This is a genomic window from Stutzerimonas tianxiuensis, assembly GCF_053470365.1.
On sequence record NZ_JBPVWS010000011.1, the window covers coordinates 59,834 to 79,535 of the forward strand.

A 19,702-nucleotide genomic window follows, 5' to 3' on the forward strand; every position below is an offset into this window, starting at 1 on the left:
TTGGTCAGGGCATAGGGTACGAACATGCTACTTCAGTACCGGCTGCGGCCTGCCAAGGTAGCAAAGCGACGAAACACCACGGCGCCTGTTGCTGCGGCTGCGGGTGGCGCCCCAAACAAAAAAACGGATGCCCCGAAAGGCATCCGTCTGATTGTCGCCGGCTGGGGTTAGAAGCTCAGCGTGGCACCAATGGCGTAGGTGCGGGTTTCTTCATCAATGGCACTGGTATCTCGACCGGTCAACTCGAACTGGTTCACTTCGGCCACCAGCTTCAGGTTGTCATTGATGGTGCGGAAATAGGCGATGCCACGGGTTTCGTAATCGGCCGCCGTTCCCAGACCATTGCCGTCATCCTTGGTCTTGCCGGATGACAGTGCGATGCGGTTCTTGCCAAAGGTGTAGGAGCCTTGCAGCAGATAGCCATCGCTGTCCACGTCACGCAGCTGCGCTTCGCCTGCGTTGTTGGTGTAGAAGGGGTTGATGCCCTCGGCCTGGAAGCCTGACGCGGTCACGGAGAAACCGGCCATCTTGGCCTGTACGCCGTAGCCGATGCCTTGGGAATCCACTTCGTCGACGGTGCTGTCGGTGTTTTTCGAGGTCTGCTGCATGCCGTTGACCCAGGAATAGATCTGAGCACCGCCAACCTCGAACTGATAGGTAATCTCGGTTTCGAAGCGCGGGCTGTCCTGGTAGGCCTCGTCCAACGCGCTGCTGGCGTCGTTCGTGGTATCGACGGGGTCCATGATGCCCACGGCCACACGCAGGCCGCTCATCACCGGCGAGCGGTAGGTGACCTGGGAGGTTGGGAACGGATAGGGGTAACCCGTGCCAATGTTGCCAAAGGACACGCCACCGAAATCAACCAGGCCCAGGGTGTCGCTAACCTGACCATAGCCGGTCAGCATCTCGTCGAGGAAAATGTTGGAGCGGCCGAACAGGCCGAAGTCCTTACCGAAAAGCACCTCGCCCCACTGGTCGTTAGACGCCGTGCCGTAGAACTGACGAACGTCGATGCCGGTCTCGGTGCCGTTGGTGTCACTGTCGTTGATCGTGACCCAGAAGGAAGAGCGGCCGCCGACCTTGAGGTCGTCGAGCTGCTTGCCGAAGTTGAAGCCGATGTAATTGGGCAGGAAGCCCATCTTCACGCGGGACTGATCCCGGTCGAATTGCTCCCCAGCGCGATCGACATCGCTGCTGACGTAGAAGGTGTTGAAGTAGCCGTCTACGGTAAAGGTGGTGTCGTCTTTGTCGTAAAGCATGATTTCGGCAACTGCCGACTGGCTTAGGGTCATGCCAATCGCGCTGGCCAGAGCCAAAGGCAATAGTGTGGTAACCGCTTTCTTCTTGTTGTGCATGGCGCTCTCCGCTGATGTGACGACAGGCAGTCGTGTCGAGGCGGATTATCGAAAGCACAACCGGAGGGCCATACGCTCCAATGGCGGCGACTGGCTACTACTTTCGCCACGCTTAACGAATCAGGCGTTAAGGCCCTCCCTGCCGTTCCGTTCGGAGTAGCGCTTAGGTCTTACGCCGTTGCGCTTAAGTAGAGCAGCAGACGCAAGGCGGCAGCTCCGGACACGCATATGCGCGGTCAGGCAGTTCCAACGGAGCGTGTTTTTAGGAGCTGTTGAGGTCAGCGCCAGCTCAAGTCTGGGGCCGGCGCGTTGGCCACCGCTATCCAGCTGGCGTCATCCCGGCGCAGTGCATCCAGGGCTGCCATCAGATCCTGTCGCTGAAGCATGCGCATTTCGGCGGCAACTTCGGCAGGTCGATCGAGTTCATGTCCAGCCTGCAGGCACTGCCATGCCTGTTCGGCTTGGGCGCGAAAGTCTGCTCTGCTGGCTACGTGCTGGTCACCGGCCTGGCGTGCAGCTCGCTCGGCCTCAATGTCAGCTTGGTCGGCCAGTTTCACCGCGCTGTCGTCGAAAAACTTCACGACATGCTCGAGGATTTCCTTGGCCGACGCCCTCGGTGACTGCACCGCGAAAAGTATTCCAGCATGCTCACCGAACTGACAGAAGCGGCTGAAGATAGCGTAGCCCAGTTGCAACTCGCTCCTTAACCGCCGGAAGAAGTCGGCTTCGATCACTCGCGCCAACAGCCGCCAGGACGCTTCGCACTTGGCGGTGCGGTCCGGCAACGGGCAGAACAGCAGGAATCCGGTTTCGACCATCGCGCCGTCGCCGCGGACGTCGTGCCAATGCTTCAAAGCTGCGGGCTTACGCCGATCAGGGGGTATTACCGCAGGCGTTCCAGGCAATGCTTTGATGGCGTCGGCCAGCGGTCCACCCAGGGACGGCGCGAAGCCGATGGCCAGACCATGCCACTGAGCTGATTGCCACAGCCGAGACAGTGAGCCAGGACAGATGTCCGCCGGCTGGCCGTCAACCACAGCAGAGTTCGTCAGCAGTCGAGGCAGATGTTTAAGTAACTGGCGAATCAGCATCTCATCGTTGCCGAGCGCAGCATCACGCTCGGCCAGTGCAACGCCCTCGGCGAACGCTGCGGCTGGCGGCACGCCAAGCACTGAAATAATGTCAGTGATAATTGCCGGTATGGCGTCGGCAAAACCTTCCAGCCTGAGACACCAGGCACTCCCGAAATCCTCGAAACGCAGCGTTACGCCCGCTTGCTGCGCAGCCCATGCAGCCGGCTGCAGGGCATGCGCCACGGTGTGCCACAAAGCCGTGCAAGATTGGCCTCGCACCCACTGCCAGCGCAGAAACAGGGCGCCCTGTCCGCTCATGTCTTCCGGACCCTGCCAACGCAGTGCAGGCGTGATAGCACCCGCCTCATGGCGAACAATGTTGGGCTTCAACCAGGGATTCGCAGCGGGTTGTTGCCAGCGCCAGTCAGCCGGGACCGTATGCTGCGGCGGCTCCGTTTTCAAGCGCAGCGGAAAACCGCAGGTTTCGATGGGCAGACAGTCGCTCTTGTCGGTGATGAGGACCAGTGGCGGGGCCCCTAGCATCTGCGCCGTAAGCGACCGCAGCGCCTGGCGAATCTCGGCTTCATCGCTGTCGAGGCCCCATGCCTGCGGATCCACCCAGTAACGTAACCGTGCCAGAGGCTCCGCGTTATGCAGGCTTCGCTCACGGATCAGTTGGTATTCCTCGCGGCATGGCTGCCAACGCGCGTCATCCGAGAAGAAACCTATCCAGTCGAGCACCGCATCGACGACAGCGGCGCGAGCGTCCAACCCCCGCTCTGTCAGCAACAGCTCGATGACCGCAACGCCTTGCCCTGCATACCAGTATGGGGTGCGCAGCTTCACCGACTGGCACAGTCCGGCTTCTCGCAACCGTTGAGAAAGACCATCTGGCGCTTCGGAGGCGAGCCAGACAAACAGATAATCCAGCGCAGGCCCGGCATGCTCCGGCAACTGATCAAGCACAAACGCCAGGTGCAGGCGTGGCTGAGCGTTGCTGAGTTGCAAGCGAAACCAGGCGTTGGTGTTCCAGCGCAATGGCTGAGCCTCATGTGGCACGAACGAATGGCTAGCAAGTTCAGCGTCCATCCGCTCGGCGAGACGCTGCAACGTGTCCTTATCCTGAGGCCCGGCCAGCAGTAACTCGATCTGGCCGGTGTGATAGAAGCGCCGATGATAGCTAAGCAGCGCCTGCTGAAAGGCAGCGTCCTCTACCGGCAGCGTGCTGCGGTTGCCCGCATGAAAGCCGCCGAACGGATGGGCTAAGCCGGTTGCATGCCCGAAAGCCGCATCGCACAGCGTTTCGGCATCCTGCGCACGCGCCAGATACTCAGCCTGCAACACCTCGCGTTCGCGCAGCTGCGCTTCGGGGTCGAGCAGCGGATGGGCGAGCATATCCAGGAGACGGTGCAAGCCTTCTTCGAACTGACTGGCCGGTAGTTGAAAAAAGAAGTCGGTATGCCGCTCTCGGGTCGAGGCGTTCAGCTGCCCTCCGCACCGTTGGACGAAGGGCATCAGACCTTCTGCTGCAGAGTAGTTGTGACTGCCGAGAAACAGCAGGTGCTCAAGAAAGTGCGCCAGTCCCGGATAGGCACTCGGCGCGTCATGCGAGCCGGCGTGCACTCGCACCAGTGCTGCCGCCTTCGTGCCGCCAACCAACGGCAACAGGCGCACGCGCAAACCATGGGTAAGGTTTTTTTGCGGTGGTCGCTGGGCGGGATCGGCTGACGAGTGCATTGGCAACGTGTTCCGGCTGAGAGTTGGAGGATCGCGCCGAGGTTCGCTTGACACAATGATGCCTAAGTCTCGAACCCTGATCAGGCTCGGCAAAGCCCGCGGTCGTCAGGTGTCCAGATGCCCGTCGAGAAACTGCAGCAGACGGCGCTGCATCAATTTGCCGGCATTGCCCAGACAGGCGATCGGCGATCCGCGCAGCCCTTCCTGAGAAAACTCGGCCGCTTCGCCCGCCATAGCCAAGGGGCAGTCGAGGCTCAGCGCAAGCTTGGCCAGTTGCTTTAGCAAAGCTGCATTGGGCGGAACGTTGGAGTACAACACCAATGCGCGCGGGCGGACCTTCTCGCAGATCAGAGTCAGCTCATCCAATGGCTGGCCGATGGCCAATACGCTGGCGGCGACCTCGTCGCTGGAAAGCAACAGGCCGGCAATCAGTAATTCCAGTTCGCGGCATTGACCAGGGACAGCCGCCAAAAGCACGCGATCTTGCGCCTGGGCTCGGGCAAGTTGCAGCCGCTGCAACACGCGAGCACGCAGGAAGTTGTCGAGGAAGAGCCACTCGCTGGTTTGACCGAACTCATCCTGGCGCACCAGCAACTGTTGCCACAAAGGCAACAGCACGTCCTGAAATACCACGGGTAGTGGATACGTCGAGAAGACCTGTCCATACACTTGATCGAGGCGGCTCTCATCGAAACTGCTCACTGCCCGCTGCACCTGAGCCTGCCATTCACCCCACTCGCCGGCGACGGCCTCCTGCTGTTCAGGCGGCACCGCCGCTCGGGTTGCAGCGCTGCGTGACAGAATGCTGCCCACCTTGCTCACTGCCACGCCACGTTCCGTCCAAGCCACGATGCTGCGCACCGCCTCGACATCAGCCATCGAATAAAGGCGATGACCGCTTTCGGTGCGAGTCGGTTGGATCAAGCCATAGCGTCGTTCCCAGGCACGCAAGGTGACCGGGTTGACACCCGTCAGGCGTGAAACCTCTCGGATCGGGAACAACTCTTCCTGCTTAAGGGATGAAGAAGAAAGCAGCGAAGAGGCACGGGCAAATTCGGTCATGACGCGCACAGCTCATGCAAAGGAATGGGCGCATTGTAACTCAGGGCCTGCAGGCATAGGCTGTACAGAAGTTATACAAGTACAGGATTGTGCAATGTCTCCTAAGCTACCGCTTACGCTCTATGTCGACGGTGCCTGCCCGCTCTGTGCCCGCGAAGTCATTTGGTTGCGGCGTCATGCCACACAGGAGCGCCTGCGACTGGTGGACATCAGTTCGCCTGGTTTCGTTAGCGAGGAGCGATCGCTTGACCAGCTCCGCGGCAAGCTTCACGCGCGCAGCGCCGATGGGCACTGGCTTACAGGTCTTGACGCGACCTACTGGAGCTGGCGCGCGGCAGGCCTTGGCAAATGGGCCGCGCCTCTGGGTTGGCGTCCGTTACGACCCCTGCTCCTGCTCGCCTATTGGCTGTTCAGCCTGGCGCGACCTCATCTTGGCTGGCTACCCCATCCCGAAGGCAGCAGCCGTTGTACCGACCGTTGCGATCCTTTTTGACACCTTGCCGCCCAGAAAAACCTCTACAGGCACAGATGCTCATGCATGCTGCATTGTTCAGCTCAACTGCTCAGGAAACGCTACAAGACGGGGGAGATAAAGCCAGTTAAGCGGTTCAAGCTCTGATCTCATGGCGCCAGGCTATTGTAATTTTCTTGTACAGATAAATTATTTGGTATAGCTTTGCCTCACCAGCGAGGCTGTACAGGCTGCTCGCCATTGACGCCTTCGCCACGCCCCAAGCACGTAGGGTTTGCCTACGGACGGATTCCCAGAGGATCACCCATGAACGAACTGCCCGGCCATTTTCACCAAATACTTCTGGGGGTCGGTGAAGACCCGCAGCGCGAAGGCTTGCTCGACACCCCGAAGCGCGCCGCCAAGGCCATGCAGTACTTGTGCAATGGGTACGGCAAGAGCCTCGAGGAAGTGGTCAACGGCGCCCTGTTTGCCTCGGATAGCGACGAAATGGTCATCGTCCGTGACATCGAGCTCTATTCTCTCTGCGAACACCACATGCTGCCCTTCATTGGCAAAGCACACGTTGCTTACATCCCGACCGGCAAGGTGCTCGGTCTGTCCAAGATTGCACGCATCGTCGACATGTATGCGCGCCGTTTGCAGATTCAAGAGAACCTCACCCGCCAGATCGCCGAGGCGATTCAGGAAGTAACTCGCGCAGCTGGCGTTGCGGTGGTCATCGAAGCCAAGCACATGTGCATGATGATGCGCGGGGTCGAGAAGCAGAACTCGCTGATGAACACGTCGGTGATGTTGGGTGCCTTCCGGGAGTCCTGCACCACCCGAATGGAATTCCTGCAGCTAATTGGGGGGAATCGCTAATGCCTCGTCTGGAATCCGGCATGGCCCGCATCCGCGTCAAGGATTTACGTCTGCGCACCTACATCGGCATCAATGAGGATGAAATCCTCAACAAGCAGGACGTGCTGATCAACCTGACGGTGCTCTACAAGGCCGTCGATGCGGTTCGCGATAACGACATAGACACTGCATTGAACTACCGGACGCTGACCAAAGCGGTCATCTCCCACGTCGAGCACAATCGGTTCAGCCTGCTGGAGCGCATGACACAGGAAATCCTGGACCTGGTTATGCGGCTGCCCAGCGTTGAGTACGCCGAGGTCGAGGTCGACAAGCCACATGCGCTGCGGTTTGCCGAATCGGTTTCCATTACGCTCGCTGCCAGCGGCGGGCAACGCCTCGCCTGAACCACTCCCCTCGTCAGCTGACGGGCTATCCATCGCTCGGCCGCACTTTCTACCGCCGGTACCGGAGCATCTGCTCTGCGCCAGACCCTATAGATCTGCCGGGGCCGTGCCGAGGCGCTCGGCCCATGGCGACCGCCCCGCACTCGGGCTGACGACCGCAACTTCGCAACCAATAGCCCAGCCGTTTACCAGGCACTGAGGGCGCGCAACGACTGAGCGCTTTCGCAGCCACCGTTGAGGCGTCAACCGACTTGCCAACCGGCAGAACCGCCTCGCTACAAAAAGCCTTGTGCCAGCCTTCAGGTAGTTGTTCTAGAATGCCGAAAAACGCACAAGAGACACCCTGATGATCAATGCCAAACTGCTGCAACTGGTAATCGAAGCCTCCAACGACGGGATCGTGGTAGCCGAGCAGGAAGGCGACGACAATATTCTGATCTACGCTAATCCTGCGTTTCAGCGCCTCACGGGCTATGAGGTCGACGACATCCTCTACCAGGACTGCCGTTTCCTGCAGGCGGACGACCGTGACCAGCCGGGTCTTGCAGCGATTCGTGAAGCAGTTCGAAGCAACACTCCCTGCCGCCAGATTATTCGTAACTACCGTAAGGACGGCAGTGCCTTCTGGAACGAACTGTCCATTACACCTGTGTTTAACGACGGTGATCAGCTCACCTATTACATCGGTATCCAGAAGGACGTCACCCCGGAAGTCGAAGCCAAGCAACGAGTCCGTGAGCTTGAAGCCGAAGTCCAGCAACTCCGGGAGCAGCTTGCTGCCCTCCGGAGCTAACCAGCCTGCCACATATCGGTACGTACTACGTGGCACTCCAGCCTTCATCAGGGCTGCCGATAAGGCTGCTAGGCGCTTCAGCCTGAAGTCGCGGCAACACTTGTGACCAGAAAGTGCATTTATTGATGCAGACTGCTGGGAAAACACGAATAATTGCCATCTGCCATTACATTCCCGCCAACTTGGACGGCGGCTGAATTCAGGTCCGCTTCTTTGACTTCCTACGCTTTCGTTGAAAACGCAACGGTGCTGCTTGCGCTTTGCTGGCTGCTATCGGTTACCGCGCGTCATTGGGGCCAGAGCCACCAGATATGGGCCCAATGCACGGCTGGTATCTGGTTCGGCGGAGCCTGCATCGTTGGCATGCTGATGCCCATATCCGTCCAGGACGGTGTCATCTTCGATGCGCGCACTGTTGTGCTGAGCATGGCGGCCTTGTTTGGAGGCCCGATCGCCGCGGGTATCGCGGCGCTGGTTGCCGGCGCGTATCGGCTGTGGGTGGGTGGTGTAGGCGTCTGGGTCGGGTTGATCAACGTACTGTTACCCGTCGCCCTGGGCCTTGCCTACCGTCATTTCCATCGCCGCGGCCAGATCGCCGTCGGCAGCTGGCAATTGCTGATCTTTGGCCTGGTCCTGCATGGCGGTGTCGTAGCCTCACTGTTGTTGTTACCGGCTCAGCTTGTCGCACCTACACTCGAGCAGGTTGCGGTGCCTATGTTGCTGGTGCTGCCAACAGCGGTAATGCTATTAGGTCTGCTATTGGCCGATCTGCTCAGACGCGACCAGATCGAACGCGCGATGCATCTCAGTGAGGCACGTTTAAGGGCAATCACTCAGGCAATCCCCGACGTGCTGTTGGTGCTTGATGAGGACGGTCGCTACCTGGAGGTGATCGCCAACGACTCGTCGCTGCTTCAAGGAGGCAGCCAAAACCTGATCGGTAAGACTGTGGATGATGTGCTCCCTCCCATCCAGGCAGAACGCTTCCGCGAACTGATTCGTGACACACTTTCCAGCGGCACACCCGGCCTGCTTGAATATTCTATCCAGACCGCAAATGGCTTGAAGATATTCGAAGTACGCGCCCAGCGCCTGCCACTGGCGCAACCGTACAAGCCAGCCGTGGTGTGTTTGAGCCGTGACATCAGCGAGCGTGCCAAAGCCGAACAGGAGCGTCGCATCGCCGCAATTGCCTTCGAATCCCAGCAGGGCATGATCATCACCGACGCCAAGAACCGCATTCTTCAGGTTAACCAGGCATTCACCGAGATCAGCGGCTACAGCGCAGACGAGGCCATCGGACAAGACACGCGCCTGCTCGCCTCTGGTCGCCACGCGCCCGATTTCTACCTGACCATGTGGCGCAGTATCCAGCAGACAGGGGCGTGGCAGGGCGAGATCTGGAACCGCCGCAAGACTGGCGAGGTATACCCCGAGTGGCTGTCGATCAGCACCGTGCTCGACGCTCAGGGCGCTGTGTCCAACTACGTGGCGGCCTTCACCGACATTACCGAACGCAAGCAAGCCGAAGAACGCATTCATAACCTCGCTTTTTACGACCCCCTGAGCGGCCTGCCCAACCGTCGTCTGTTGCTCGATCGCCTCAAGCAGGCCCTGGCAGCCACTGTACGCAGCCAGCATTACGGCGCGCTGATGTTCATCGATCTGGATAACTTCAAGAACATCAATGATCTTCATGGCCACCAGGCCGGCGACCAATTGCTCTGCATGGTGGCCGAACGCCTGAGCGGTGAGGTCCGTGGCATCAACACCGTTGCCCGCCTCGGCGGCGACGAATTCGTGGTCATGCTCGAAGATCTGGATGCCAAGGCGGAATACGCAGCCGCCCAGGCCGAGCAGATAGGCGAAAGGATTCTGTCGGCATTGGGTCAGCCTTACCGACTGGGCGCCCTGTTGCTGCACAGTAGCGCCAGCATTGGTGTGGTTTTGCTGAACAGCAATGACGGGGACGCAGAAGAGCTGATGAAGCGCGCCGACATGTCGATGTACGAAGCCAAACAGGCCGGCAAGAACGCCCTGCGCTTCTTCGACCCGCGCATGCAGCAGGCTGTACAAGAACGCCTGCGCCTTGAAGACGAAATCCGCCGAGGCCTGACAGCCGGCGAGTTCGTGATTCATTTCCAGCCCCAAATTGAACGCCATCGTGGGATCGTGGGTGCTGAAGTTCTGGTTCGCTGGCAGCATCCGCAACGCGGCTTGCTCAGCCCTTTCCACTTCATCGGGCCGGCCGAAAGGGCCGGGCTGATCGAGACATTGGATTTCGTGGTGCTCACACAGGCCTGCGAACAGCTCGCCGCTTGGGCCAAACAGCCACGCTGGGCGACACTGACGCTTGCCGTCAACTTGAGTGCAAGCCTGCTCTATCAGGCCGACTTCGTTGATCGTGTGCTCGCGTTGCTCGAACGCACCGGTGCCAATCCGCGACTGCTCAAGCTTGAAATTACCGAATCCCTGTTGCTCGATGATATGGAAGAAGCGGTAGTTCGAATGAGGACGCTGAAGCAGCACGGCATTCGGTTCTCGATCGACGACTTCGGCACAGGTTATTCGTCCATGGCCTACCTGCAGCGGTTGCCGCTCGACCAACTGAAAATCGACCAGTCGTTCGTTCGTCAGCTGGTCGATGACGTCAGCAGCCAGACCATCATCCGTACCACCTGCGCGCTTGCCTCCGGGCTCAATCTGGAAGTGATCGCCGAAGGGGTCGAGACGGAAGAGCAACGGTCCCTGTTGGTTGCCAATGGTTGCGACATGTTCCAGGGTTATCTGTTCAGCCGTCCCGTGCCGCTAGAAGCGTTCGAAGCGCTGGAGCTCGAACCCGTGGCGTGAGGGTCGCATTCGCGTACCTCACGCCGAGATGGGCCGCTTACAGCGCCAGCGGGGCCCGGCGACACAGGGTGACCAGCGCCTGCACCCACTGCTCATGGGTATTCAGGCAAGGGACCAGCTGTAGATCCGTACCACCGGCCGCAACGAACTGTTCGCGGCCTCGATCACCGATTTCCTCAAGCGTTTCGATGCAGTCAGACACGAACGCCGGGCACATCACCAGCAACTTCTTCACGCCTCTGGCCGCCAGCTCTTCCAGCTGCGCCTCGGTATAGGGCTCGATCCACTTGGCACGCCCCAGTCGAGACTGGAATGACACCGACCACTGTTCGGGTTGCAAGCCGGCACGCTCGGCAAATGCCGCTGCGCTCTGAATGCACTGCGCGCGGTAGCAGCTGGCGAGCACCGCGCCTTCGGCACGCTGGCAGCAATCATCGGTTTTCAGGCAATGCGCGCCGGTCGGATCCGTTTTGCGCAAATGCCGCTCAGGCAAGCCGTGATAGCTCAGCAGAAGGTGGTCGAACGATTGTTCCAGGTGCGGTTGGGCACTCGTAACCAGCGCCTCGAGATATTCCGGCTGGTCGAAGAAAGGCTGCAGAATGGACAGCTGAATGTCGAGGCCGCGTTCGCGAATCACCCGCCGTGCCTCTTCGATGACGGTGGTCGTGGTGCTGTCCGCGAATTGTGGATACAGCGGCGCCAGAGTGACCTGCCTGATGCCCTGCCCTGCCAATTTCAGCAGCGAGCGCTCAATAGACAGTTCGCCATAGCGCATCGCCAGCTCGACCGGGCCCTCTTTCCAATACGGCCGAACAGCGTCGGCCAGGCGTTGGCTGAGCACCATCAGAGGTGATCCTTCCGGCCACCAGATGGACGCATAGGCATGTGCCGACTGTTCCGGGCGCTTGATCAGGATGAGCGAGACCAGCAGCCGGCGAACGGGCCAAGGCAGGTCGATGACATAAGGGTCCATCAGAAACTGATTGAGATAGCGGCGAACATCGGCCACTTCGGTGGACGCCGGAGAACCCAGATTGACCAACAACAACGCCTGCTCGGACATGCACATTTCCAACTACTGATTTAATGGATCGCGCCGCAACCCTCGGGTCGCGACGCTATTTTCACACAGCGGTCACGCCTTGCGCAGGTCTGCCAATGCCGCATCCAATGTCTCGAAACGAAACTGAAATCCTGCGACCTGCAATCGCAACGGTCGCACTTTTTGTCCGCCAAGGATCAGCCCGGAAAGTTCGCCCAAGCCGACCTTCAAGGTCAGCGCAGGCACCGGCAGTATTGCCGGACGCCCCATGCTCGCTGCGAAGGCTTTAGCAAACTCGGCATTGCGTGCCGGCTGTGGTGCGCACGCATTGTAGGGGCCGCCTGCTTCGGGCTGGTGTAACAGAAAATCTATCAGGCCGATCTGATCGTCTATGTGAATCCAAGGCATCCACTGACGGCCATTGCCCTGTCTGCCGCCAAGCCCAAGCGCAAACAGCGGCCTGAGACGTTGCAGAAAGCCGCCTTGAGGTGCCAGCACCAAGCCGGTCCGGATCAGGACCACGCGAATACCCAACGACTCCGCTCGCATGGCACTCTCTTCCCACGCAGCACACAGCTGGCTAGCGAAATCGTTGGTAACCGGACTATCGTCCTCGCTCAGTTCCCGCTCACCACCGTCGCCATACCAACCGACCGCAGAGCCGGAGATCAGCACATTGGGTTTCTGCTGCCGGGTCGCAAGCCATTCCACCAGTTGCTCGGTCAATTTGATGCGACTGTTCCACAGCAGCAACCGACGGGACTTGGTCCAGGGCCGATCGGCAATCGGTGCACCTGCCAGGTTAATAACCGCATCGAGCTGGACCTGGTCCAGTTCGCGAAGCTCGCCAATGCCTTTTACCGACTCGCCGCAACGCTCCGAAACCTGCTCGGGTGACCGACTCCAGACCCAGAGCCGATGCCCCTGTGGCAACCAGTGTTTACACAGCGCCTGACCAATCAGGCCAGTCCCGCCGGTGAGCAATATGTTCATTGCAGCCTCCGCATCTCAGCTGTGGGCCCGCACCGATGACTCAGCGGGCTGCTACATTCTGATGTTACACCTATACAGAAATCAACTTCTGTATAACTTGGTAATGCAAGCGTAGCCTATGTACAACCGCTCAACAGGCTGCCAATGCTCTTTCAGTCTTTTTCCGGTGTCAGGTCGTTATGAATCGATTCAATCCAGACAAACTGCTGCTTTCCAAGTGGACGTCCACTACGCCCCAAAACAAGGAAAAGCACTTCCTCATTACCGAGCTGTTGCGGGATGAAAACGACGTTGTGCTGCAAGTTGAGCTTCAGGCTGTCCTCACTCAACGAAGCCAGTGGATCGACTGGCAGGTCCTGCGCGACGATCAGCAATGGCTGTTCGGGTGGCGTTAAAGTAGGCGCTTAGCAGGCAGCATCAGCTGCCTCACGGAATCTTGTACATGTAGTATTGACTTGTACAAGTAATCACTTATGATGGCCTCATATTGTACAGAAAACCTTACCTGTACAAGTGCAGCGAGGTCGATCACATGCTTAATAGCTCTCGTCCCCCTATCAAAGTCGGTATCAGTGCCTGCCTGCTGGGCAGCCCGGTGCGTTTCAATGGCGGCCATAAGGAATCGCGCCTATGCAGCGAAACGTTGGCCAGGCATTTCGAATTCGTGCCGGTCTGCCCTGAGGTCGCCATAGGTCTCGGCACGCCACGTGAGCCAATCCGCCTGGTCGGTGATCCCGACAGTCCTCGCGCAGTGGGCACCGTGCACCCGGAGCTGGACGTAAGCGAAGCCCTGACTGCATACGGCAAGCAGATCGCTCGCGAACTGAGCGATATCAGCGGCTATATCCTGATGCAGAAATCCCCCTCCTGCGGGATGGAACGGGTCAAGGTCTACCATGCCAATGGGCATCCTATCGACGGCGGCGGCACCGGCCTGTTCGCTCATGCGCTGATGGAAGCGCGACCGGACCTGCCCATCGAGGAAGACGGTCGGCTGAACGACCCCGTACTGCGAGAAAATTTCCTCACAAGAATCTTTGCCTACGCCGAATGGCAGCGTTTGCTCGAAGCCGGGCTTACCCGCAAGGGACTGGTCGAATTTCACTCGCGTCACAAGTATCAGCTGATGGCGACAAACCCTGGGCAATACAAAGCCCTCGGCCGGATGGTCGCAACGGTGGGCATAAAGCCGCTCGATGAGTTCGCACCGATCTACTTCAGCCAGCTGATGGCCGCGCTCAAGACCACCGCATCGCGCGGCACCCACAGCAATGTACTGCAGCACCTGAGCGGGTACTTGAAGAACGATCTTTGCGGCGACGACAAGCAGGAACTGCAACGCCTTATCAGCCAATACCGCGAGGGCATCGTGCCGCTCGTCGTACCGATGACATTGCTCAAACATCACTTCCGCCGTCATCCGGATCGCTATGTGGCCAGCCAGGTATATCTGCAGCCGCACCCCGAAGACCTCAGCCTGCGCAACGGCATCTAGACATGACCCTGACTGTTGATGACGACATCGATCTGAGCCGTGAAGACGGCTGGTTCCCGATCAGGGAAGTTGCGCGCCTCACCGGCGTCAATCCGGTCACGCTGCGTGCGTGGGAACGTCGCTACGGGCTGATCGTGCCGCGTCGCACACCCAAGGGCCATCGGCTCTATGACGACAGCCACGTCAAGCGGATTCAGAGCATTCTCAAATGGCTGAATCGGGGTGTAGCCGTCGGCCAGGTCAAGCAGTTGCTGGATGCTCGCCAGAGTCTCAGTCTGAACGAGCACAGCCCATGGGGCGGTCTGCATGACCAGATGTTTCTGGCCGTCACCGAACTCTCCGAACGACAGCTCGACGACAGTTTCAACCGTGCGCTTTCGCTGTATCCGCCATTGACCTTGTGCAAGCACCTGTTGCTGCCACTGCTGCTGAGTCTCGAACAACGTTGGACCAGCTCTTTCGGCGCAGAAGTCGAGCGTGGATTGTTCTGTTCGTGGCTGCGAACCAAACTCGGTACTCGCATCTATCACAGCAACCGTCAGCATGGCGGCGCACCGCTGCTGTTGACGACCCTGTGCGATCAGCGCTTCGATCCGGGGCTGTGGCTCAGCGCTTGGTTGGTGTCCAGTGCAGGTTGCGCTGCCGAAGTGATCGAGTGGTGTGTACCACTGGCGGAACTACCACTGGCCCTGGAGCGAATCAAGCCGCGGGGTCTGCTGCTGTATGCCAGCCAGTCACTGGACAGCGGCTACCTCAAGCGGCATCTGCCGCGCCTGGCCGACCCGGAAGACATGCCGCTGCTGCTGGCGGGGCCGGCAGCCAGTATTCACTTTGCTGAACTGCGTGACATACCCGGCCTGACCCTCGCCATTGACCCGCTCGCCGCGCTCGAAGCCCTGCAGGCTGGGTCGCTGCTTGAAAACCCCAAAGGGTATCTGGAATGAACCAGCTTCTCTGGCTACGCACCGACTTGCGCGTCAGTGACAACAGCGCCCTGGCAGCCGCAATGAGCGCCGGCCCCACGGTGGCACTCTATCTGATCACGCCGGGCCAATGGCATGCCCATGACGATGCGCCTTGCAAGGTCGATTTCTGGCTACGCAACCTGGCTGAGCTGTCGCTACGCCTCTCAGAACTGAACGTTCCGTTGCTGATTCGCACCGTTCAAGACTGGCAGGCAGTGCCCGCTGTGATCGCCGACCTTTGCGGCACCCACGAGATCGGCACCCTGCATGTCAATGACGAGTATGGAGTGAACGAGCAGCGCCGTGACGAGGCAGTCGCCGAAGCGCTTCGGAAAACACCCACAAGCATGCGACGCCACCTTGATCAGCTGCTGTTTGCACCAGGAACTATCACTACGTTGTCGGGTGGCTACTTCAAAGTCTTCAGCCAGTTTCGAAAGGTGTGCTATGCCCGGCTGGCAGGGTCACTTCCCGCGTGTCTACCCGTTCCGGATCGCCAGGCATCACTGCTGATTCCCAGCGACTCGGTACCGCAAACAGTCGATGGATTCGCCCAACCCAGCGATTATCTGCGCTCGCTGTGGCCGGCAGGCGAAGACTTCGCCCAGCTGCGCCTCGCCCAGTTTGCCGAAGACGACCTTGCAGACTATCAACAGCGTCGTGACTTCCCTGCCGAGCCTGGTACCAGCCAGATTTCCGCCTATCTGGCTGCAGGCGTCGTTTCGCCTCGGCAATGTCTGCATGCCGCGCTGAGAGCAAATCGCGGTGAACACGACAGCGGCAATCCAGGTGCCGTCACCTGGATCAATGAGCTGCTCTGGCGCGAGTTCTACAAACATATTCTGGTGGGCTATCCACACGTCTCTATGGGCCGAGGCTTCCGGCGAGAAACCGAAGCCCTGCCCTGGCGTCACGCACCCGATGAGCTGGTCGCCTGGCAGCAGGGCCGTACCGGTTTTCCGATCATCGACGCGGCAATGCGCCAGTTGCTGGCGACCGGCTGGATGCATAACCGCCTGCGCATGATCGTCGCCATGTTTCTGAGCAAGAACCTGCTCATCGACTGGCGTGAAGGTGAGCGGTGGTTCATGCAAAACCTGATCGACGGCGACCTCGCAGCCAACAATGGCGGCTGGCAGTGGAGCGCCTCGACGGGAACCGACTCGGTGCCCTATTTCCGACTGTTCAATCCGCTCAGTCAGTCTGCCAAGTTCGACCCGGACGGCCGTTTCTTGCGGCGTTGGCTGCCTGAGCTGGCCGAGTTGGACAAACGCGCGATTCACAACCCTGCGAAACTCAACGGTCTGTTTGCTGCCGTCGATTACCCGACCCCTATCATCGATTTGCCGATGAGCCGTGACCGCGCGCTTACGGCCTTCAGGCAACTGGGGGAGGCGCTGTGAGCGGCTTTCTGCAGCAATTCTCAGCCAACTTCGCCCAGCTTAATGCCCAGAACCTAGACCGCCTGAGTGAGCTCTATGCAGAAAACGTTCACTTCACAGATCCGCTGCATGAAATCTGCGGACTGGCCGAACTGCACGAGTATTTCGCGGAGCTTTACGCCAACGTCACTGCCCTCGACTTCGCATTCTTCGCCTTCGACGAGGTGCGCGAAGGCGAAGGCTATCTACGCTGGATCATGAGTTTTCGTCACCCCCGCCTCAGTCAAGGCCAGCTCATCAGCCTGGAAGGCTGCACCATGCTGCGCTGGGACGCTGCAGGCAAAGTGGTGCGTCATCGCGACTACTTCGACGCGGGCGCCCTGCTTTATCAACACCTTCCCGTCGTTGGCTCGATGATTCGCTGGCTGCATCGGAGGATCGCGTGAACCCGTCGCGAAGCTTCTGGCTCGTCCCATAGAACAGCCTACCCCGCACCGTTGATCGTCACCGACGTGTCGTGTCAACTGGCTTGAGCGCCCTGCCCTAAAGCATCCCTGCTTGTATAAAGCCACACGTTGCCGCTGAGGCGATGAACGGTCTGATAGCCAGTTCAAGCCCAGCCGATATAGCGATGCGCGCCCGAGCGCTTTACGAGAGACACTCTATGAGCAACACGACCACCACCATGCAAGACCATTACCGCAAGGCCGACCGCATCATGCTCGGCGTGCTGTGGTTTCTCTTCGTATATGCGCTCGGTCTGGCTGCGATGAGTGGCAGCTGGGCACAGGCCTTCGTCATTGGCGGCGGTACCGCCCTCGCGATGACGGTGCTCAACGCACTGATTGCAGCCGAGCGGTTGATGCGTTGCCTCATCGGTGCGGCGTTCATGGTCATGTCAGCGCTGCACATCAATCAGGAACACGGCATGCTGGAAATGCACTTCGGCATCTTCGCCCTGCTCGCGTTTCTGGTGTACTACCGGGACTGGCTGCCCATCGTCGTGGCTGCGGCGACAATCGCAGTGCATCACTTGTCCTTCTTTGCACTGCAGCAACAAGGTGCCGGTGTGTTTTTGATGCCTGAGGGCGATTGGGGCGAGGTCTTCCTGCATGCGTTTTATGTGGTGCTTGAGAGTGCAATCCTCATTTACCTGGCGGTACGCGCCAATGCCGAAGCGCGCGAAGGCGAAGCATTGCTCCGCGCTGCGGCAGAGATCACCCGCAACCCAGAACGGATAGACCTCAACCAGCGCTCTGCTGCCAGTGGCCCTGTGGGCGAGCGCTTCAATCACTTGCTCGATCAACTCTCCGAACTGGTGAGTGCGGTGGTAGCGGATGCGCGCGGCCTCGACGGCACGGCTGGCAGCCTGAACACTGCCACCCGGCAAATGCGTAATGGTGCTGACCTGCAACTGGGTGAAACCGCACAGATGGTCGATGCGATGCAGCAGATGTCGACCGCCATCGAGGAAGTTGCCGGCCACGCCGATCGGGCCTCACAGGCGGCACAGGCTGCAAACGCGAAGGCGGGACAGGGCCGCCAATCGGTCCTGACCAGCCGTGAGGAGATCACGCTGCTGGCGCACCGCATCGACGGAACCGACGAGGTCATGCAAGACCTGGCTGCACAGTCCGAGCAGATCGGCCGCGTTTTGGAAGTGATCCGCAGCATCGCTGAACAGACCAACCTCCTGGCCTTGAACGCCGCCATCGAAGCCGCTCGGGCCGGGGAGCAAGGTCGAGGGTTTGCCGTGGTTGCCGATGAGGTGCGTAACCTCGCGCAGAAAACGTCGACCTCGACCCGCGAGATCCAGGAGATCATCACGCGCCTGCAGCAGAGCAGCCGAAAAGCGGCCGATTCGATGCAGGACAGCCGACTGAGCGTGGCCCGCTGCGTCGACGACAGTCAGAAAACTACGGTACTGCTGGAATCCATGGCGCAGGAAATCGAAGCCATCAGCCATATGAACGAACTGATAGCCGCCGCCACCCACGAGCAAACCGCGGTCTCTGCGGATATCGCCAGCCACCTGCAGAGTGTTCAGCAGATTGCCGAACAGAATGCCGTGGATGCGAGCCAGCTGGAGCAGGACAGTGCCGGGTTGAGTGCACTGGCTTCTCGACTGGGCACACTCAGCGGTCGCTTCGCCATTCGTTGACCGAATTCCTTAGGGCCCAGTTGAACACTGGCGCCCTGAGGCCATCGCTTGCTACCCCTCGCGGAGTTGCGCTTTCACTGAAACATCAGGCAGACATGCTCCCTGTTGTAGCGCATCAATCAGTGGCATGTGACAAGTCTCCACCATCCCAGGGATGGAGCTTGAACAGTCGAAGTAGCCGAGCAAGACCTGGGAGAAATCGCTGCCGCTGGCGTATCGGTGTCTTCAGTGGTATTGATCGATGCCCGTTTAGCCGCTGATGCAAAGGAGTCAGTCTATGATCCCGGACCCACTGATCGACGCGCTGCACCGTGCAAGGCACGTTGTGGTTTTTTCAGGCGCAGGCGTGTCAGCGGAAAGCGGCATTCCGACATTTCGCGACTCGCTCACCGGCCTGTGGGAACGCTTCGACGCCGCATCGCTGGCTACGCCAGAAGCCTTCCGAGCTGACCCGGCTCTGGTCTGGGGGTGGTACGAGTGGCGGCGCATGAAGGTGCTGCAGGCTCAGCCGAACCCCGCCCACATGGCGATTGCCGAATTGGCTCGGCACGTCCCCCGTCTCACGCTCGTCACCCAGAACGTCGACGATTTGCATGAGCGAGCCGGCAGCACCGACGTTATCCATTTGCACGGCAGCCTCCATCAGCCTCGCTGTTTCAACTGCGGTGAAAGCCCGGACACATCGCCAACCATGCCGGACGAGCCCGAAGGTGGCCGCCGTCTGGAGCCGCCACGCTGCGCGGCATGCGGTGGTCAGCTGCGTCCAGGTGTGGTCTGGTTTGGCGAAAGCCTGCCAACTGAGGCGTTGAACACCGCTTTCGCTGCCGCGCAATCGTGCGACCTGCTGATCTCCGTCGGCACGTCTGGGATGGTCTACCCCGCCGCCGAGGTTCCGGGCTTGGCCTGGCACGCCGGTGCTGTGGTCGTCCACGTCAATCCGCAACCCCAAACCGATCACAGCGAGCGGGAATTTGCGTTGGCCGGGCCGGCTGGCGAACAGTTGCCCCTGCTGATCAGGCAAGTTTTCGGTCAGGCGACCCCGGGTTGACCGACGATTGAATTACCGACAGGT

The 19,702-nt window shown here is 59.8% G+C and carries 17 protein-coding genes; 12 read left to right on the plus strand and 5 right to left on the minus strand.

Annotation, left to right across the window (positions count from 1 at the left end):
- Positions 1-167 precede the first annotated feature (167 nt).
- The 3 genes from ACSSNI_RS14945 to ACSSNI_RS14955 form a co-directional block, all read right to left on the minus strand.
- Positions 168-1,355 carry a porin gene (locus ACSSNI_RS14945; protein WP_200639691.1) on the minus strand — a complete coding sequence of 396 codons (1,188 nt, stop codon included), beginning with the start codon at positions 1,353-1,355 and terminating at the stop codon, positions 168-170.
- Between the two features lie 278 nt (positions 1,356-1,633).
- Entirely contained in the window at positions 1,634-4,165 is a 2,532-nt protein-coding gene (gene pqqF / locus ACSSNI_RS14950) for a pyrroloquinoline quinone biosynthesis protein PqqF (RefSeq protein ID WP_200639690.1), read from the minus strand.
- 105 nt (positions 4,166-4,270) lie between these two features.
- Complete coding sequence (locus tag ACSSNI_RS14955; protein ID WP_148924325.1) at positions 4,271-5,227, minus strand: MerR family transcriptional regulator; 957 nt, start codon at positions 5,225-5,227, stop codon at positions 4,271-4,273.
- Between the two features lie 94 nt (positions 5,228-5,321).
- Here ACSSNI_RS14955 and ACSSNI_RS14960 point away from each other — a divergent pair, with 94 nt between their 5' ends.
- The 5 genes from ACSSNI_RS14960 (at position 5,322) to ACSSNI_RS14980 (ending at position 10,592) form a co-directional block, all read left to right on the plus strand.
- Positions 5,322-5,720 carry a thiol-disulfide oxidoreductase DCC family protein gene (locus tag ACSSNI_RS14960; protein WP_200639688.1) on the plus strand — a complete coding sequence of 133 codons (399 nt, stop codon included), beginning with the start codon at positions 5,322-5,324 and terminating at the stop codon, positions 5,718-5,720.
- Positions 5,721-6,005: 285 nt separating this feature from the next.
- Positions 6,006-6,563: a GTP cyclohydrolase I FolE gene (gene folE, locus ACSSNI_RS14965; RefSeq protein ID WP_148924327.1), complete on the plus strand. Its 558-nt coding sequence runs from the start codon at positions 6,006-6,008 to the stop codon at positions 6,561-6,563.
- Complete coding sequence (gene folX, locus ACSSNI_RS14970; protein ID WP_159967780.1) at positions 6,563-6,949, plus strand: dihydroneopterin triphosphate 2'-epimerase; 387 nt, start codon at positions 6,563-6,565, stop codon at positions 6,947-6,949. The genes folE and folX overlap by 1 nt, the downstream gene beginning before the upstream one ends.
- Positions 6,950-7,295: 346 nt before the next feature.
- Positions 7,296-7,742, plus strand: coding sequence for a PAS domain-containing protein (locus ACSSNI_RS14975; RefSeq protein ID WP_200639686.1), 447 nt, complete (start codon positions 7,296-7,298; stop codon positions 7,740-7,742).
- Positions 7,743-7,955: 213 nt separating this feature from the next.
- Complete coding sequence (locus ACSSNI_RS14980) at positions 7,956-10,592, plus strand: EAL domain-containing protein (RefSeq protein ID WP_448259568.1); 2,637 nt, start codon at positions 7,956-7,958, stop codon at positions 10,590-10,592.
- Positions 10,593-10,629: 37 nt separating this feature from the next.
- On the opposite strand, the gene hemH is transcribed toward ACSSNI_RS14980, so the two are convergent.
- Positions 10,630-11,655 carry a ferrochelatase gene (gene hemH, locus ACSSNI_RS14985; RefSeq protein WP_200639679.1) on the minus strand — a complete coding sequence of 342 codons (1,026 nt, stop codon included), beginning with the start codon at positions 11,653-11,655 and terminating at the stop codon, positions 10,630-10,632.
- A 72-nt stretch (positions 11,656-11,727) separates the two neighbouring features.
- The gene (locus ACSSNI_RS14990) at positions 11,728-12,627 is read right to left on the minus strand and encodes a TIGR01777 family oxidoreductase (RefSeq protein WP_200639677.1); all 900 of its coding nucleotides are present in this window, start codon (positions 12,625-12,627) and stop codon (positions 11,728-11,730) included.
- A gap of 179 nt (positions 12,628-12,806) precedes the next feature.
- On the opposite strand from ACSSNI_RS14990, the gene ACSSNI_RS14995 reads away from it, so the two are divergent.
- From ACSSNI_RS14995 to ACSSNI_RS15025, 7 genes are all read left to right on the plus strand, one after another.
- Positions 12,807-13,022, plus strand: a complete 216-nt coding sequence (locus tag ACSSNI_RS14995) for a TIGR02450 family Trp-rich protein (RefSeq protein WP_200639675.1) — start codon at positions 12,807-12,809, stop codon at positions 13,020-13,022.
- Between the two features lie 137 nt (positions 13,023-13,159).
- Positions 13,160-14,122 (plus strand): YbgA family protein, encoded by a 963-nt coding sequence (locus ACSSNI_RS15000; protein ID WP_200639673.1) that lies wholly within the window; start codon positions 13,160-13,162, stop codon positions 14,120-14,122.
- A 2-nt stretch (positions 14,123-14,124) separates the two neighbouring features.
- The gene (locus ACSSNI_RS15005; RefSeq protein ID WP_200639671.1) at positions 14,125-15,066 is read left to right on the plus strand and encodes a MerR family transcriptional regulator; all 942 of its coding nucleotides are present in this window, start codon (positions 14,125-14,127) and stop codon (positions 15,064-15,066) included.
- Entirely contained in the window at positions 15,063-16,490 is a 1,428-nt protein-coding gene (gene phrB / locus ACSSNI_RS15010; RefSeq protein WP_200639669.1) for a deoxyribodipyrimidine photo-lyase, read from the plus strand. The genes ACSSNI_RS15005 and phrB overlap by 4 nt, the downstream gene beginning before the upstream one ends.
- Positions 16,487-16,915 (plus strand): nuclear transport factor 2 family protein, encoded by a 429-nt coding sequence (locus tag ACSSNI_RS15015; RefSeq protein ID WP_200639667.1) that lies wholly within the window; start codon positions 16,487-16,489, stop codon positions 16,913-16,915. The genes phrB and ACSSNI_RS15015 overlap by 4 nt, the downstream gene beginning before the upstream one ends.
- A gap of 218 nt (positions 16,916-17,133) precedes the next feature.
- Positions 17,134-18,630 carry a methyl-accepting chemotaxis protein gene (locus ACSSNI_RS15020; RefSeq protein ID WP_200639665.1) on the plus strand — a complete coding sequence of 499 codons (1,497 nt, stop codon included), beginning with the start codon at positions 17,134-17,136 and terminating at the stop codon, positions 18,628-18,630.
- A gap of 277 nt (positions 18,631-18,907) precedes the next feature.
- The gene (locus ACSSNI_RS15025) at positions 18,908-19,678 is read left to right on the plus strand and encodes an SIR2 family NAD-dependent protein deacylase (RefSeq protein ID WP_200639663.1); all 771 of its coding nucleotides are present in this window, start codon (positions 18,908-18,910) and stop codon (positions 19,676-19,678) included.
- Positions 19,679-19,702 lie beyond the last annotated feature (24 nt).

What these genes read in the sequence shown, in the direction of transcription:
- ACSSNI_RS14945 (WP_200639691.1), bottom strand. Translation starts at nt 1,355, where the DNA reads ATGCACAACAAGAAGAAAGCGGTTACCACACTATTGCCTTTGGCTCTG.
- pqqF (WP_200639690.1), bottom strand. Translation starts at nt 4,165, where the DNA reads ATGCACTCGTCAGCCGATCCCGCCCAGCGACCACCGCAAAAAAACCTT.
- ACSSNI_RS14955 (WP_148924325.1), bottom strand. Translation starts at nt 5,227, where the DNA reads ATGACCGAATTTGCCCGTGCCTCTTCGCTGCTTTCTTCTTCATCCCTT.
- ACSSNI_RS14960 (WP_200639688.1), top strand. Translation starts at nt 5,322, where the DNA reads ATGTCTCCTAAGCTACCGCTTACGCTCTATGTCGACGGTGCCTGCCCG.
- folE (WP_148924327.1), top strand. Translation starts at nt 6,006, where the DNA reads ATGAACGAACTGCCCGGCCATTTTCACCAAATACTTCTGGGGGTCGGT.
- folX (WP_159967780.1), top strand. Translation starts at nt 6,563, where the DNA reads ATGCCTCGTCTGGAATCCGGCATGGCCCGCATCCGCGTCAAGGATTTA.
- ACSSNI_RS14975 (WP_200639686.1), top strand. Translation starts at nt 7,296, where the DNA reads ATGATCAATGCCAAACTGCTGCAACTGGTAATCGAAGCCTCCAACGAC.
- hemH (WP_200639679.1), bottom strand. Translation starts at nt 11,655, where the DNA reads ATGTCCGAGCAGGCGTTGTTGTTGGTCAATCTGGGTTCTCCGGCGTCC.
- ACSSNI_RS14990 (WP_200639677.1), bottom strand. Translation starts at nt 12,627, where the DNA reads ATGAACATATTGCTCACCGGCGGGACTGGCCTGATTGGTCAGGCGCTG.
- ACSSNI_RS14995 (WP_200639675.1), top strand. Translation starts at nt 12,807, where the DNA reads ATGAATCGATTCAATCCAGACAAACTGCTGCTTTCCAAGTGGACGTCC.
- ACSSNI_RS15000 (WP_200639673.1), top strand. Translation starts at nt 13,160, where the DNA reads ATGCTTAATAGCTCTCGTCCCCCTATCAAAGTCGGTATCAGTGCCTGC.
- ACSSNI_RS15005 (WP_200639671.1), top strand. Translation starts at nt 14,125, where the DNA reads ATGACCCTGACTGTTGATGACGACATCGATCTGAGCCGTGAAGACGGC.
- phrB (WP_200639669.1), top strand. Translation starts at nt 15,063, where the DNA reads ATGAACCAGCTTCTCTGGCTACGCACCGACTTGCGCGTCAGTGACAAC.
- ACSSNI_RS15020 (WP_200639665.1), top strand. Translation starts at nt 17,134, where the DNA reads ATGAGCAACACGACCACCACCATGCAAGACCATTACCGCAAGGCCGAC.
- ACSSNI_RS15025 (WP_200639663.1), top strand. Translation starts at nt 18,908, where the DNA reads ATGATCCCGGACCCACTGATCGACGCGCTGCACCGTGCAAGGCACGTT.